Genomic DNA, 13018 nt, shown 5'->3' on the forward strand with positions numbered 1-13018 from the left:
ACACTTTTCCTTTCCGGTGTAGGAGCTTCAGTAACTAGAGGTGCAAGTCAAAAGTTTGTATATCTTAAAAGGTGAACGCGCATCCCAGCAGATAATCCCTTAGAACTCAGGATCTGCACTGCTCACTCAGATCTATCCGATCGTCGAAAGAATGGGAAAGGTGCCAAGCAGCCAATACGCAAACCGTGAAAGCTGCCCAGTGATGACCGCAACTCCCATAACGACCATGGCAATCCCCGCTCCCATGTAAAGCCAGCGTCCCGCTTTGCTGATCCCCCGGATGCGCGCTGCAATAGCATCGGTAAAAAGCGCGGCAAGCAAAAACGGGATACCAAGCCCTGCCGAGTAAATTGCGAGCAACGAGATACCGTCAGACATCCCGCCTGAGGTCGAACTCAGCGTCAGGATCGCTCCGAGTATGGGACCAATGCAGGGTGTCCAACCAAAGGCGAATGCAAGACCCAGCACGTAAGCCCCGAATGGACGTCCCCCCGGAATGTTGAGGTTCAACCTGGTATCACGCGACAATGCCGGAATGCGGAACACGCCCAGCATAACCAAACCAAACAGTATGATGATCCCACCACCAAGATAATTGAGTTCAGCCCGCCATGTCAGCAAAAGCGATCCGAGCGCGCTGGCACCGGCCCCAAGGGCGATAAAGACCGTCGAGAACCCCAGAACGAAACAGGCGCTTAACCCCAAAGCTCCGGCCCGTGCCCGCATCCCAACCTGACGGGTCGTGCGCAGACCGGGCTGACCGGCGATGAAAGAGACATAGCCAGGCACCAAGGGAAGAACGCAGGGTGACAGAAACGATATGGCCCCCGCCAAAAAGGCCGCAAGGATACCAATACCAGAAATATCCATCGCTATAACTCATCTGCATTGAAAGGACGCGAAGCCCACCAAAAGGCGGCTATCGGGATAAAGGTCCATTGCAAGACAGGCGACAGTCCCGCATCGAGAATAGGAATAATTGGCATGAGATCCGAATAGGCCCAAGCCGCCCGGATCACAATATTCAGCCATTCACTGAACAGCGTGTAAGCTAGGCCGAATGCAACAGTGAGAACAGTCACCTGCTGGCGTGTCTGTCGGGCGAAGGGCCAGCCTTGACCGGCCAGCATCAACGCCAGCATGAGCGCACTCATCGCGATTAGAATGTCTCCCCCTGTACAATGAAGCGCCGCGAAAACAATCTCGCCCCAGCTGCCCTCATTCCAGATCGTATAGAGCGGCATGTGCGCGAATTCCCAGATCAGGTTTGCGGGGATGATCACTGAATAATAGCGGCGCAGGGCACGCAGTGAAATCTGTGCCCCGTGCCTGCCAATTGACCGGGTGGACGCAAGGCTCATCGAAAAATACCACTCAGCCGGCTCGACCAACTTGTGCCAGTCCCGCCCTTCATACAAAGCCCCAGTCCGCACATCACGCCACAGGGTGCAAGCGATACAAGGATCGGCGCAAGCCCTGCTGCGGTCAGCCATCCCCAATTCAGGGCCAATCCGCTCCCGATCATAATGATTACACTAACAAGCAGTAAGCGCCTGCGCGTCATCCATTGCGGCCGACGGCCAATGACTGACGCATCCTCGCTGCCAGTGTCATGCTGTGAAATTTGAACCATCTGGTTGCTGCCTTTTGATGTTGGGCGTTCGATCATTCCAGTTGCTGTAGGGTCAAGGTGCCGTGATGAAATTCCCATAGTACTCATTCGATAAACCCCCTCAGGAACGCTATCATCTCAGGATCATCCCATTCTGCCGGTCCGACAAGCCGCCCTAGTTCCTGACCTTGTCTATTGATCAGGATTGTCGTTGGTAAACCGACCGTGCGTAAGGCAGTGGCTGACAACATGGTCTTATCGACATACGTTTTCAGATGTTTCACACCGATTTCATCATAGAACTTCCGCACAACCGGCGGACCGGCGCGGTCGATAGAGAGGGCAACAACCTCAAAATTGTCGCCGCCGAGCGTCGCCTGCAATGCGTCTAACGTCGGCATTTCTTCGCGACACGGAATGCACCAGGTGGCCCAGACGTTTACCAAAAGCACCTTGCCTTGCAGCGATTCCATATCTTTGCGTGTGCCGTCCTCAAGCAAGAAGCGCACGTTGATTACGGGTTGCGGTTCATCATGAAGCGCAAAGCCTTGTGGCGCTGCAATTGCCCCGCCGACCCAAACGAGGAAAAGAACGACTGTCAGTTTCAGCGAAGTCATTGTGCTACCTTCTCAGGGGCTGAAGATTTCAGTTCGCGAACGATCGGCATGATTGTTTCTTTCAAAACTTTGCGTGTGATAGGCCCGACATGGCGATAGGCGATGGTTCCATCAGCGGCGATGACGTATGTTTCCGGGACACCGTAGACACCCCATTCGATGCCGACGCGGCCATCTCTGTCCGCGCCGATGCGGGTATAGGGGTCACCCAGTTCATCCAACCATGCCCGTGCCTGTTCGGGCGGGTCCTTATAGTTGATACCATAAAGCGGTACCTCGCCAATTTCGGCAAGCTCGATGAACAGCGGATGTTCCGCGCGACATGGAACACACCAGGATGCAAACACGTTCACCATTGAAACATGCCCGGCTAGGTCCTGTGTCGATAATCCGTCGTCCCTGCCAAGGACGGGGGGGAGCGAGAATTCGGGTACGGACTTATCAAGCATCGCCGAGGGCAGCGCCTCGTCGCGGTTGAACAACCCCCAGGCGAAAAACGCCATCAGTACAAAAGTGACAGCAGGCGCCACGACAAGACCTGAGACGCGATACCGTGGCCGTTTTTGCTGCATTGATTTGTCCGCACCTCTCATTGCTGCGCCTCGATGTCGGCACGCGTTACATCTTCTTGCGCCACCCTTTCACGATCGGGCCATGTGCTCTTGATGTAATCGAGGATCGCTTCGATATCTTCGCTCGAAAGTGTGTCCCCAAATCCTGGCATGTCGCTTTCGTACCCGTTCCCTACAATCGCCGCCGTTCCCCGTGTGATGATGTCTGTCAACACGCGGTCGGCATGATGCCAGGTATGTCCCGAAGCATCGTGGGGTGGTGCAGGCAACCTTCCGTTTGGCAACCGCGAGCGCCAGTCGGGCTGGCCCTCCAGATTTGCGCCATGACAGCTGGCACAGTTTTCCTGATAGAGTATTTCACCCTCTAAAAGTTCACTATCTTGCGCTTCTGCCGTGCCAGCCGCCGCCAATGTGAGAACCCATAAACCAAGCCACTTTATCATTTTTTCACCCACCTTTTTCGGAGCCAGATGCAGAATAGCGCAATCGCGGCAAGCCCGATCAGTATCAGCAAGACACAAAATGCCCAGATCAACCCCATCGACAGCAAGCTGTCGCCACTGGCAGCGCCGCTACTACGCATCGTGCAGCATTTTATTTACTGTCATCAGAGCGGATATATTTTACCAATGCGATTGCCGCGAGCACGAGCACCACTATGAATAGCAACCACACGAGACCCATACCGATCATCATGCCGCCGCCCATCGTTCCACCATCCATCATCATACTCTTCATCCTTCGCGTTTCTAAAAATTGTCCGGCACGGTTTCGCGCCGGACAATTGGTTTGCCTATTCGACCGCATAAACCGTCGGGTCCACGCCTTCTTCAATGGCGTAAACTTTGAATGGCTCTTGCTTTGCGCCGCCCATACCGGGTGATCCCATCGGCATCCCGGGCAGCGTGACGCCGACGATGTCGGGTTTTTCAGACATGACCTTGTTGACCACATCAATGGGCACATGACCACTGATCACATAATCCCCGATAAAGGACGTATGGCATCCCTGAAAGTCTTCCGGAATACCGGCATCACTGCTGATCTGCACAAGATCATGGGTTGGTTTGACGTCTACCTCAAAGCCATTTTTACGCAGGTAATCAGCATAGCTTTCGCAACAACCGCACTGTGGGTTTTTGTAGAGCGTGACCGTTTCAGCAGCCAAGGGTGCCGCATTCAGGCTCATTGCCAATAGGGCAACACTTCCTGCAGCAGCCAGACTGGTAGATCCGAACAGTTTTTTCATGATCTTCTTCCTTTTCTTCCGTTAATTCTGCGTATTTTTAAGATTTTGTCGCATCCAATTCGACGCGGATAACCCCCATCATACCTGCGGCCTGATGCTCCATGATGTGGCAGTGAAACATCCAGTCTCCGGGGTTGTCGGCCACAAAGGCGATGTCGACCTTTTCGCGTGGTGCCATCATGACGGTATCCTGCCACTCAAGGTGCCGTGTTGGCTGCCCGTTTCGAGCAATCACGCGGAAAGTATGGCCGTGAAGATGGATCGGGTGCGGCCAAGCGGTCCGGTTCTCCATTTTAAGGATATGTGAAGTCCCAAGCGGCAGTGTCAGCAGCGGGTCCATAATGGGTCCGTTCGCGGCCTTTCCATTGATGAACCAGATATTGCCTTGACGCATCTGACCCATCATCGACCCCATGCCATCGCCCATCATCATCTGCCCCATCATCCCGCCATTGAAGACAATCTGATGCCGTGTCGCGTTTTTGATGTCGGGATCAGCCAACGGGTTAGGCGCAAGGACCATTGACCAGTCCGGCACCGTTTTCCGCAAAGCATCAGAGCCATAGGCAAAATCAACCAGCCGGAATTCGAGGTCTTTGTAATAGACGTCATTCACGCTCAGAAGATCGCCGGGCTTTCCAGTAAAATCGATCACAACATCAACGCGCATAGCGGGTCCAATGACGATAATCCCGTCATCTGGTGCGTGCGGCACAACGGGCTGGCCGTCCATCGCGATTACCACAGGATCAAGATCGCCAAAATCCAACCCGAATATCCGGGCATTTGCCGCATTGATCAGGCGCAGGCGAATACGTTCACCAGCCTGAACCGCCATGCGATCAGGTATTTGGCCATTTATCGTGACAGTGTTTCCGATCCGACCGCCATGCATAGCATCGCCTTGATTGCCGAAATCATTCGAGAGCTGACCGTCGTTTGTCATCCGCCAGTCATCCAGCATCCAGGTCACATCACGGTCCACGCGGATCGGTTCAGCCTCTTCGACAATCAGCGGACCATAAAGGCCGCGACCCAACTGTTCGAAACTGCGTTGATGCGGGTGGTACCAGAATGTTCCCGCATCCAGAGCGTCGAACTCATATTGGAAATCACCATTAACCGGGATCGGGTCTTGTGTAAGAAACGCCACCCCATCCATCGCATTTGGCGTACGAATGCCATGCCAATGAATGGTCGTCCCCTCCTGCAGACGGTTTTCAGCCAGAACGCGTATCCGGTCGCCTTGACGGACCCTGATTTCCGAACCGGGAACGGCACCGTTATAACTCCAGACGTCAGTCAAGCCGTATGGTGCAGGGCGCAGTCCGGCCTTCGAGGGTGCGGCGCGCAAACGAAGCGGCTCGTCGGATTGCTGCGCCACCGCTGCCCGCATCGGCGACATAAGCGATAGTGAAGCGAACGCCGCACCGGTGCAAAGCACGCCTCTTCGTGTCATTGGAACTTGTTTGCTCATCGAGACTTTCCTGATCTAAATTGGGCTGCGCTCAGCCACACAGGGGCGATGCACCGCTCAGTCTCCCTGCAGATTGCAAGGCCGAGAATGTACTAGATCGGAAGTTTCGGGGGGAAAGGATCGAGTGCCGGTGCTGTCCCTAATGGGAGCAACAGATCAATGCTCGACCGCATGAGACCGAATGGCTTAGGAAATTGTGTTGAAGATTTCTGCGGCGCAATCATTGCAGATGAACCGCCCAGCCCGCAGGGCACAGTACATCCACTGTCACAGATAATGCCCGCACCATCAGTTGACGGGCATCCCGCACAAATCTGATTCTGACCGTCCATCTGCATTGCCATGCTGGGTTCTTTGGCCGAACCATATTCAGGCGCAACTACCACGCCAATAGTCAGGATAAGAATCAGGAAAAGGTGCAGTATTAGTCTCATGGGAGCACTTATGCAGCCTTCCAGTTGGTGGAGGTCAAGTGCATTCTGGTAACTTGAGCGTGACTATGTGAAATAAAGGTCGAAGGATCAAAGGCATCAAGACGCAAATTGACCTCGCTTCATCCATTCCACTGTTTTGTTACGTTTGACGCTGAACCAGCAGCCCTCTTGCTATGTAGTGCGGGCGCGACTACCAGAAAGTTGTTTTTTTTAAGGTTATCCGTGAGCGACATGCTTGTCGTGAGATTGCGGCACCAGAAAAGCAGTGTTTGCGTTTCAGTTTCGGTGGGCGTTTACACCACGCGCCATCATCATATGATGTTCTTTGTGGTGATCCTGACTTGCCATCAGCCCAAAGAACCCAAGACCTTTGATCCGCGCAATGACCGCACTATCAGCACTGGTGACTGTCAGCTCCAGACCTTCAGGACTTTCGTTGACTTCGACATCCCAGCGGCCATCCTTAGCAAGTTCGGCGGCGTGGGCTGGCACCATGCGGCGAAGAGTTGCGATCGTATCAGCATCACCGCTTGCTAATACACGAACGCCGTTGGTCAACTCCAGCTCTTTGACTGTTGTATGGGTCACAAGGCGATCCATATCCACAAGGTGGTCGCGCAAGGCACCCAGATTGACTTGCGACCAGTCCGTTTCCGGATCAGCTTCAAGCACCATGATGATCTCCGACAAGGCCGCAAACGCGCCTTGACCCGGTTCTGTAAGAAGGGACACAGCAAAGCTGTCATCGTCCATATGTGTGCCATGATCCATCGTTTGCGAATGATCATTCTGTACTGTCTGAGCAAAGATGTAAGTTGCGCCTCCCAAAAGGATTGCAAGAGCTATGGTAAGTGCAGGTTTCATGGCCGTCTCCATCAATAATTTTCGTTTGGGTCTACGACTTTTCACCTGAACCCTGTATGATATCTATCATGTTAGAATGGCAAAAAATCTTTGATGGAAGTTTGGAACGTAGTCTCAAAGCGGGTGCAACTTTGTTCCGTCGCGAGGATCCTGTGGAATCTATGTATCTTGTGCGTTCCGGCCAAATTGCGTTGGAACGCCCCATGACAGATGGGTCGGCATTAACATTACATATCGCTTCGGAAGGCATGGCGCTTGCGGAAGCTTCGCTATTTGCGGACGCTTACCATTGCGATGCAATCGTCCGCCAACCCGCAATTGTTGCCTACCTGCCCAAGGCTGCCTTTCTGGCGGAACTCCAAAAATCACCCAAAGCGGCTCTCGGTCTGATCGAAACCAGCGCCCGTGAGGTTCAGGCCCAACGCGCCCGCATTGAAATACTCAGACTCCGGCGCGTCTCAGACCGATTGGACGCCTGGTTGGACCTATTCGGTAAACCAGCGAAAGGGGGATGGGTGCGTGTTGCTGATGGCATAGGGGTGTCCCAGCCCGCCCTTTATAGAGAGCTTGCCCGGAGGCGTCAGTAAGGTCGGAGATCGCTCACCCAATGGAAATCATCTAAATAGTTCTTGTAGTTAGGATTTGTTTTCTCATTTGGTTCTTTGATCATCGTTCCTAACCTTTAGCTTTCCGCTCTTTTGTTGACACAGATCACACCCAGTTTCCCGCTGGCCAATTTGCGCGCCTCGCCACAGAGCAGCGGTTGGAATGCTCCTTCTCGAAGACCTCCTGCACTATCGCAATCGGCTTGATACGGCATTGGCGAACAGGTCCATAGTTACGTCACAACATTTTTTCCACCTATATTTGCAAGCATAGCTAGAGTTTCAAAATTGACGCTCCTGGTTTCGAATGTGATATATATCGCGTGGTGAAATACGTGGCCCTATGGCGCATTGCGTCATATGAAATCACGCGACCGCCTTGCTCATAATATTCTAGACCAGCGGCGTGCGTTAGGCATCAGTCAGGAAGAATTGGCGCTGCGTGCAGGGATAAGTCGGGGGTATATGGGCCGCGTCGAGAATTCCAAGTTTTCCGCAACGCTGGATTTAGTTGATAAAATTGCAGGTGCCCTGGAAGTCGATCCTGCGCAATTGTTAGAAAAGCGCTGACTCTGGTGTTTATTGCGCCCCGAACCAGGGCTATCGGTCACCAAGGATCAACAGATCAGCCGAAGGCATTTAACTTTCCAAAAACGCGTCTTTCCGCCATCTCATCTGGTCACCTTCTCCGGTCCACCAAGATGTCGGTGAAAGAACAAGCAACACCGGAATGACCACGCTCTTTCAATACCAGAGATCAAGATAGGGAAACCATGCAAACGAAACCTCTCAAGCTGTCCGCAGTGCCAACCTACCTTCTATCTGACGAATCCAAACTGTTACCCCGTGTGGTTGGATGGCGTTATTCCTGGAACGATGGAGAAACAACCGATGTGTTTTTTGATGCTGATATTAGTCATACCAGCATCATGGCCAAGGAAACCTAGCGCTTTGATATAATGGGAGCTCGCCAGCTAATGTGTTTGAGTGAACGCATATCCTGGCGGTTAAAATCTATAGGTTGCCGGCACTTTTAGCAGCCGTCGGCGGCTTTCTAGGGCCACTGGCTCTTGTGGCGCGTGCGGACATCTTGGCGAAATTAACCTGAACCTCTTCGATGAATTCACCTTTCTCGGTGTCACCGGTATTCTCGGGTGTTGTCCCAGTATTTGTCGCAACTGTGCTCAACTTCGGCACCACCTTCTTGCGTTCGTGGTCAAGTTTCGGAAACGGCAATGGATGGGCTTGGCGTGCCTTATCAATCGGACCAAAATGGCGATCCTCATAGTACCGGATGTGTTTGGCTTTAATTGGATACTGGCCTTCGGGCAGGATCAACACATCATCCAACGGAAACCGCAGAATTTCACTCGATGAGATCAACGGCCGTTCTTCCGATTTCCGGCTGACATTCGCACTGTCGTCCAGATCTTTGATCCGTCGCTGGCTTTCGCTCTTAGATACGATGGTATGTTTCCCCAAAGAGGTAGATATGACCTCCGCGGTTCTGTCATCCTGCGGCGTCATGAATATCTGTATCCCGGCACCGCCGAGCAAAGAGCGCCGACCAGCCTCTCCATAGATCAGGTCCAGCCCAGGCACAGTTTGCGATACAATAAAATAGCGTCCGCCATAGGAACGGATTGTTTTAATACTGTTCAGAACCAATGGCTGTTTTCCAAGCTGATCAAACTCATCCATCAAGAACATAACCGTATGGGGCTCGTCTTTATCTGGTTCCCGGCGTTGCAGAGATGCGATCGCATCAGCAAAAAGCAACCGGATCAAGGGTGCAAGTGTGGTCAAGTGCTCCGGCTGCACCACAACATATAACGTCTGCTGGTCAGACCTAAATGTTGCAAAATCAAAGTCACTTTCCGACGTGGCCCTCACCACAGATGGATCGTTCCACAACTCGAAGCCCGCGCCGTTTATTACCGAGATATAGCTGTCGAGGATCTTTTGGGTCTCGTCCGCCATCTCAATCAGGGTCCGTGCAACGATGGGAATGTTGGTAAGCTCTGCGTGCTTGCGGTAGTTATCCGCCCGCGACCCCCCTCCCCCCATAACTTCCGAAGCGTATCCAAGTGTCGGCTTGTCCTGTTCGATTGCAAAGAGGCAGCAAGCCACAAACAATCGTTTGCCTGCCTGATAGAAGCTCTTTGCGGAATCGCCTTCGACGACGAGGAACAAATCCGCAAGTGTATTAAGTGCCGTGTATTGCTCGTCGGTAGACGTCATCTGAGCAATTCGGGCCAATGGATTGAATCGATGGGTCCGTGTCACACGGCCCGTTGATCGCTTCCCATCAGGTGAAGGTTGGTCAACATAGTCAAACGGCGAGAAATACCAAACCTTGTTGCCCAAGCCCCTTGAGCGATGCACGGAGGTATCCTTGAAGATGTCGCCTTTGACATCAAGCACCACCGCCGAGCCACCGTGATGCAGCATGTTCGGCTTCACAAACCCCACGCCCTTGCCCCGCCCGGTCGGCGCAATCATGATCGCATGGGGGAACCGGTCCGGATCAGCAGAGACATACGGTTTGTCTGATTTTGGGCTCCCGAGCTTGCCGTAAATGAAACCATTGCCTGTAATGTCAGCGATCATCTTGTTTTTACGCATCTCGCTTTTGCTTTGGAAATGGGCGTCATCATATTTAGTAAGGCTGCCCCGATAGACCCCCGCAACACCAACAATCGTGAGTGCCGCTGTGATTGCACCGGTGATAATCAATGCTCCATTGAGCAAATCAGGCGTCGTTTGCAGCAATGACAATGGATACCGAAGGAACCATGGCTCCATGGGATCTATCGAGTTAAGATCCCCGCGTTTGGCCAACACTATATATATAGTGGCGACCATCGACCCGATGTACCCACCCGCCACAACCCCACCAAGGGTGGCGAAGACGTAGCGCCACCTCGTCTCCATACCTTGTATCATTGCGCTACCTCAAAGCCCGTAATCGTCTGCAAGATCTGGCCTTGCATCACGCGATGTGGCCCGCTCCTTTGCATGCGCAGGCGTGGTTCGCGCCAACATCTGGAACTGATCAACCGGTTCGCTGTAACGGGACGCAGGATCCACAGCAAGATCAGCTTCATTCTTCAACTCTGATGCAACTGCAGCCCGCACAGCTGGGTCTTTGATTTGATCTTTGAGCGACGTTGCATCCCCTGCCCTGACATTACGCAGATCGTCTTCCGACATTTCACTGCTGAGCCGATCAACGATGGCTTCGATTGCCGGAAGATCCGAAAGTCGCTTGTCTTGCTCTGCCTGTGCCAGCTGATCGCGGGCGATAATCTCCTGCAGGTCGCGCGGCACTTCATAATCTTCAACAATCCGCGCACCATCCTTTGCGAGATCACGTTCTGCCTCCAGATAGAGTGCCCCGACGGCACCATTCTCTTGATCACGCCATGCCGCAACCTGAGCTTCCGTCCTGTCGGAAAGCAAAAAACGTTCAACCATTTCGGCACCGGACGTACCAACACGCTGCAATCTTTCATCGTCTTGTGCAAAAGTCTGATGCAGCTTTTCGCGTATGCCGTCGAACAACGCATCGACCCCGGAGCCATCGCGGCCCTCTTCCAGCAGCGTATCTCTTGCTGCATGCAGCCCGCGCACAACAAGATTGGCAAATGGATCGTCAGCACCCTCCAAAGTCCGGGTATGACGATCAAAGAACGGCTCAAGAATTGCCGCCTCTCGCAATGATCTCGCCTGTTCGGCAAACTCGGCCTCAAGCTGAATCTTCTCAGATCCAGGCTTCATGTTCTGAATGTCGGACCACGCCTGCTGAGCAGTTTCAACCAATCGCCCTTGAGCTTCGGCCAAACGGGTACCGGGATCGACAGGCGGCACGTCCACGTCTGTTGAGGTCATCAAAGTCATTCCTTCATCCAAATTTTGCGACGCCGTTTCAAACAGCGATTTCAAACGGCCCATAAAGCCAGCACCCTGCTCCTGATCACCCGAGAGACCGGCCAGACCACTCAAGCCTTTATACTGTCGGGCGAACCCACGGATCATCGCCTCTCGTTTCATACGCGAGACCGTCGAAAGCGGCTCAACTTCAACTGTGGTGCCCTGCGCGTGCGCAGCCCTATAGTCAGTCTCTCGCGGAGCATTCTCAATGATACCGCGGGACAACCGCGACGACGCATTCATCGCAACACCTTGTTCTGTTGAGATTTTTGCATGTAACTCTCGCATGATGTCGTAGTTCAACTCCGATTTCATACTGATAGAAAGAAACTGGCCCCACTCAACTCCACGTTTGTTGACGACAAAATGCGCATGCACATGGTCGGTATCCTGATGTAGCCCTGCAATATACTGCCAGCGGTCCCCAAACTCACCATTGGCAAAGACCGCCTGCCCCCATTCCCGTGCGATGCTTTCAGCAACCTCCACATCTGTGCCATGTGGAAAGCTCAAAATAATGTGGTCGGTATGCCCGCGCTTGGGAGCCCCTGACCATGTACTCGCCCACAAAGGGATGGTGGTTGCTACCGTATTTTTGAACAGGTCCCGCTCGGTTCCGTTCATATTCATCCAGGTTGCCTTTACACCGTCATCGCGTGTGACGTATTCCAACTGCCGCTTTAGCTCCTTGGTGCTACGTGCACCCCCTGCTGGAACGCGTTTTACCACCGATTGAGGAATGCGCAGAACATTTCCGCTTAATGCCCGCGCCGAGCGCGCAGAAGGGCCGCCCAACCGCTTGCGCGCCGGATGATCGCCAAATGTACCTCGGTGCCGTTTACCAATGTCAGGCAGCACATGACCAATGACCGCCTCTTGGACTGTCTCGATATCACCCATCTATCGGCCCCTCCGGCGGGAACACGGCCCGCACAAATGTTTTGCGCCGCCCTGCCCCTACAAACGCAATCAATTGATTGACCATATCATCGACCTTCAAATCCAGACGCTCCAAAAGACTTTCGTCTTCACCGCCTACTTCCAGAGCGCCAGATCTTGCCAAATTTAGCATTTGATTAAGATCACTGCCAATCGCATTCAGTTCACGACGCAAATTTGCAAGCGCATCAATCTCGCGTGCATCTACCTCCAAAACACCCAAAGAATACCGCACCAGTCTGCGTCCACCCTTTGAAAGAGTGATGCCAAGCCGATCAACTTCGCTTTTGAACGCGGCATATTCCTCATCTGTCAGGCGCACCTGGAGCTGCTTTCCGCCGGTTGTGACGCTTTTGCGTCGCGTCCCGGCCCGAACTTTTACGACAGATGTTCGATGACGGCCGACCTGTGCCGCAATCGCACTGTCTCCCATCCCCTCAGAGATAAGTTCTTGAATTACCTCTATTTCCTCATCGGTCATCTTTGGGCGAGTCGGCATCTCAGCGCACCTTGTGTCAGTGTGTGCCAAATCAATAACACATACCACAGTTCCAGCCAAGTATCATTATATACCGCTTTTCTCACCTTCGCAGAAGGGTTCGCATGAGAAAACGAACAGTGTATAATGATTCCGTGTCTCGCCCTCGTTTTTTGCCGTCAGGCAAAATTTAATCAGAGGGCGCGCGTATGTAGACCGCGAGGCGGGCGAAATTCAT

Annotated in this window: 15 protein-coding genes; 3 read left to right on the forward strand and 12 right to left on the reverse strand. The window is 53.2% G+C overall.

Annotation, left to right across the window (positions count from 1 at the left end; genetic code table 11):
• Nucleotides 1-132 precede the first annotated feature (132 nt).
• From OS190_RS18325 to OS190_RS18365, 9 genes are all read right to left on the reverse strand, one after another.
• Nucleotides 133-870 carry a cytochrome c biogenesis CcdA family protein gene (locus tag OS190_RS18325; RefSeq protein WP_267160160.1) on the reverse strand — a complete coding sequence of 246 codons (738 nt, stop codon included), beginning with the start codon at nt 868-870 and terminating at the stop codon, nt 133-135.
• A 2-nt stretch (nt 871-872) separates the two neighbouring features.
• Nucleotides 873-1361: a hypothetical protein gene (locus tag OS190_RS18330; RefSeq protein ID WP_267160204.1), complete on the reverse strand. Its 489-nt coding sequence runs from the start codon at nt 1359-1361 to the stop codon at nt 873-875.
• Nucleotides 1362-1716: 355 nt separating this feature from the next.
• On the reverse strand, nt 1717-2229 hold the full coding sequence (locus OS190_RS18335) for a TlpA family protein disulfide reductase (protein WP_203243511.1): 513 nt from the start codon (nt 2227-2229) through the stop codon (nt 1717-1719).
• Nucleotides 2226-2801 carry a DsbE family thiol:disulfide interchange protein gene (locus OS190_RS18340; RefSeq protein ID WP_238937152.1) on the reverse strand — a complete coding sequence of 192 codons (576 nt, stop codon included), beginning with the start codon at nt 2799-2801 and terminating at the stop codon, nt 2226-2228. The genes OS190_RS18335 and OS190_RS18340 overlap by 4 nt, the downstream gene beginning before the upstream one ends.
• A 17-nt stretch (nt 2802-2818) precedes the next feature.
• The gene (locus OS190_RS18345) at nt 2819-3244 is read right to left on the reverse strand and encodes a c-type cytochrome (RefSeq protein ID WP_267160161.1); all 426 of its coding nucleotides are present in this window, start codon (nt 3242-3244) and stop codon (nt 2819-2821) included.
• 151 nt (nt 3245-3395) lie between these two features.
• Nucleotides 3396-3530, reverse strand: coding sequence for a hypothetical protein (locus OS190_RS18350; protein WP_257884454.1), 135 nt, complete (start codon nt 3528-3530; stop codon nt 3396-3398).
• Between the two features lie 64 nt (nt 3531-3594).
• Nucleotides 3595-4050: a DUF411 domain-containing protein gene (locus OS190_RS18355; RefSeq protein WP_219581405.1), complete on the reverse strand. Its 456-nt coding sequence runs from the start codon at nt 4048-4050 to the stop codon at nt 3595-3597.
• A gap of 37 nt (nt 4051-4087) precedes the next feature.
• Complete coding sequence (locus OS190_RS18360) at nt 4088-5527, reverse strand: multicopper oxidase family protein (protein ID WP_267160162.1); 1440 nt, start codon at nt 5525-5527, stop codon at nt 4088-4090.
• A 710-nt stretch (nt 5528-6237) separates the two neighbouring features.
• A complete protein-coding gene (locus tag OS190_RS18365; RefSeq protein ID WP_267160163.1) occupies nt 6238-6825 on the reverse strand; it encodes a hypothetical protein in 588 nt (195 codons plus the stop codon).
• A gap of 68 nt (nt 6826-6893) precedes the next feature.
• Here OS190_RS18365 and OS190_RS18370 point away from each other — a divergent pair, with 68 nt between their 5' ends.
• The 3 genes from OS190_RS18370 to OS190_RS18380 all read left to right on the forward strand — a co-directional run bounded on the left by OS190_RS18370 (nt 6894) and on the right by OS190_RS18380 (nt 8377).
• A complete protein-coding gene (locus OS190_RS18370; RefSeq protein ID WP_267160164.1) occupies nt 6894-7412 on the forward strand; it encodes a Crp/Fnr family transcriptional regulator in 519 nt (172 codons plus the stop codon).
• 378 nt (nt 7413-7790) lie between these two features.
• Complete coding sequence (locus OS190_RS18375; RefSeq protein WP_267160165.1) at nt 7791-8000, forward strand: helix-turn-helix domain-containing protein; 210 nt, start codon at nt 7791-7793, stop codon at nt 7998-8000.
• A 203-nt stretch (nt 8001-8203) separates the two neighbouring features.
• On the forward strand, nt 8204-8377 hold the full coding sequence (locus OS190_RS18380) for a hypothetical protein (protein ID WP_267160166.1): 174 nt from the start codon (nt 8204-8206) through the stop codon (nt 8375-8377).
• A gap of 67 nt (nt 8378-8444) precedes the next feature.
• On the opposite strand, the gene OS190_RS18385 is transcribed toward OS190_RS18380, so the two are convergent.
• From OS190_RS18385 to OS190_RS18395, 3 genes are read right to left on the reverse strand one after another with little or no spacing between them, the layout of a single operon-like run.
• Entirely contained in the window at nt 8445-10364 is a 1920-nt protein-coding gene (locus OS190_RS18385) for a type IV secretory system conjugative DNA transfer family protein (protein WP_267160167.1), read from the reverse strand.
• 21 nt (nt 10365-10385) lie between these two features.
• Nucleotides 10386-12263 carry a relaxase/mobilization nuclease domain-containing protein gene (locus OS190_RS18390; protein WP_267160168.1) on the reverse strand — a complete coding sequence of 626 codons (1878 nt, stop codon included), beginning with the start codon at nt 12261-12263 and terminating at the stop codon, nt 10386-10388.
• On the reverse strand, nt 12256-12801 hold the full coding sequence (locus OS190_RS18395; RefSeq protein WP_267160169.1) for a plasmid mobilization protein: 546 nt from the start codon (nt 12799-12801) through the stop codon (nt 12256-12258). Before OS190_RS18395 ends, OS190_RS18390 begins: the two co-directional genes overlap by 8 nt.
• Between the last annotated feature and the right edge of the window lie 217 nt (nt 12802-13018).

This window comes from Sulfitobacter sp. F26204 (genome assembly GCF_026410305.1).
In the GTDB taxonomy this organism is placed as follows: domain Bacteria; phylum Pseudomonadota; class Alphaproteobacteria; order Rhodobacterales; family Rhodobacteraceae; genus Sulfitobacter.

Coding starts and splice junctions, on each gene's coding strand:
- OS190_RS18380 (WP_267160166.1), top strand. CDS start 8,204: ATGCAAACGAAACCTCTCAAGCTGTCCGCAGTGCCAACCTACCTTCTA.
- OS190_RS18350 (WP_257884454.1), bottom strand. CDS start 3,530: ATGATGATGGATGGTGGAACGATGGGCGGCGGCATGATGATCGGTATG.
- OS190_RS18345 (WP_267160161.1), bottom strand. CDS start 3,244: ATGATAAAGTGGCTTGGTTTATGGGTTCTCACATTGGCGGCGGCTGGC.
- OS190_RS18385 (WP_267160167.1), bottom strand. CDS start 10,364: ATGGAGACGAGGTGGCGCTACGTCTTCGCCACCCTTGGTGGGGTTGTG.
- OS190_RS18325 (WP_267160160.1), bottom strand. CDS start 870: ATGGATATTTCTGGTATTGGTATCCTTGCGGCCTTTTTGGCGGGGGCC.
- OS190_RS18360 (WP_267160162.1), bottom strand. CDS start 5,527: ATGAGCAAACAAGTTCCAATGACACGAAGAGGCGTGCTTTGCACCGGT.
- OS190_RS18395 (WP_267160169.1), bottom strand. CDS start 12,801: ATGCCGACTCGCCCAAAGATGACCGATGAGGAAATAGAGGTAATTCAA.
- OS190_RS18335 (WP_203243511.1), bottom strand. CDS start 2,229: ATGACTTCGCTGAAACTGACAGTCGTTCTTTTCCTCGTTTGGGTCGGC.
- OS190_RS18340 (WP_238937152.1), bottom strand. CDS start 2,801: ATGCAGCAAAAACGGCCACGGTATCGCGTCTCAGGTCTTGTCGTGGCG.
- OS190_RS18370 (WP_267160164.1), top strand. CDS start 6,894: ATGTTAGAATGGCAAAAAATCTTTGATGGAAGTTTGGAACGTAGTCTC.
- OS190_RS18330 (WP_267160204.1), bottom strand. CDS start 1,361: ATGAGCCTTGCGTCCACCCGGTCAATTGGCAGGCACGGGGCACAGATT.
- OS190_RS18390 (WP_267160168.1), bottom strand. CDS start 12,263: ATGGGTGATATCGAGACAGTCCAAGAGGCGGTCATTGGTCATGTGCTG.
- OS190_RS18355 (WP_219581405.1), bottom strand. CDS start 4,050: ATGAAAAAACTGTTCGGATCTACCAGTCTGGCTGCTGCAGGAAGTGTT.
- OS190_RS18365 (WP_267160163.1), bottom strand. CDS start 6,825: ATGAAACCTGCACTTACCATAGCTCTTGCAATCCTTTTGGGAGGCGCA.
- OS190_RS18375 (WP_267160165.1), top strand. CDS start 7,791: ATGAAATCACGCGACCGCCTTGCTCATAATATTCTAGACCAGCGGCGT.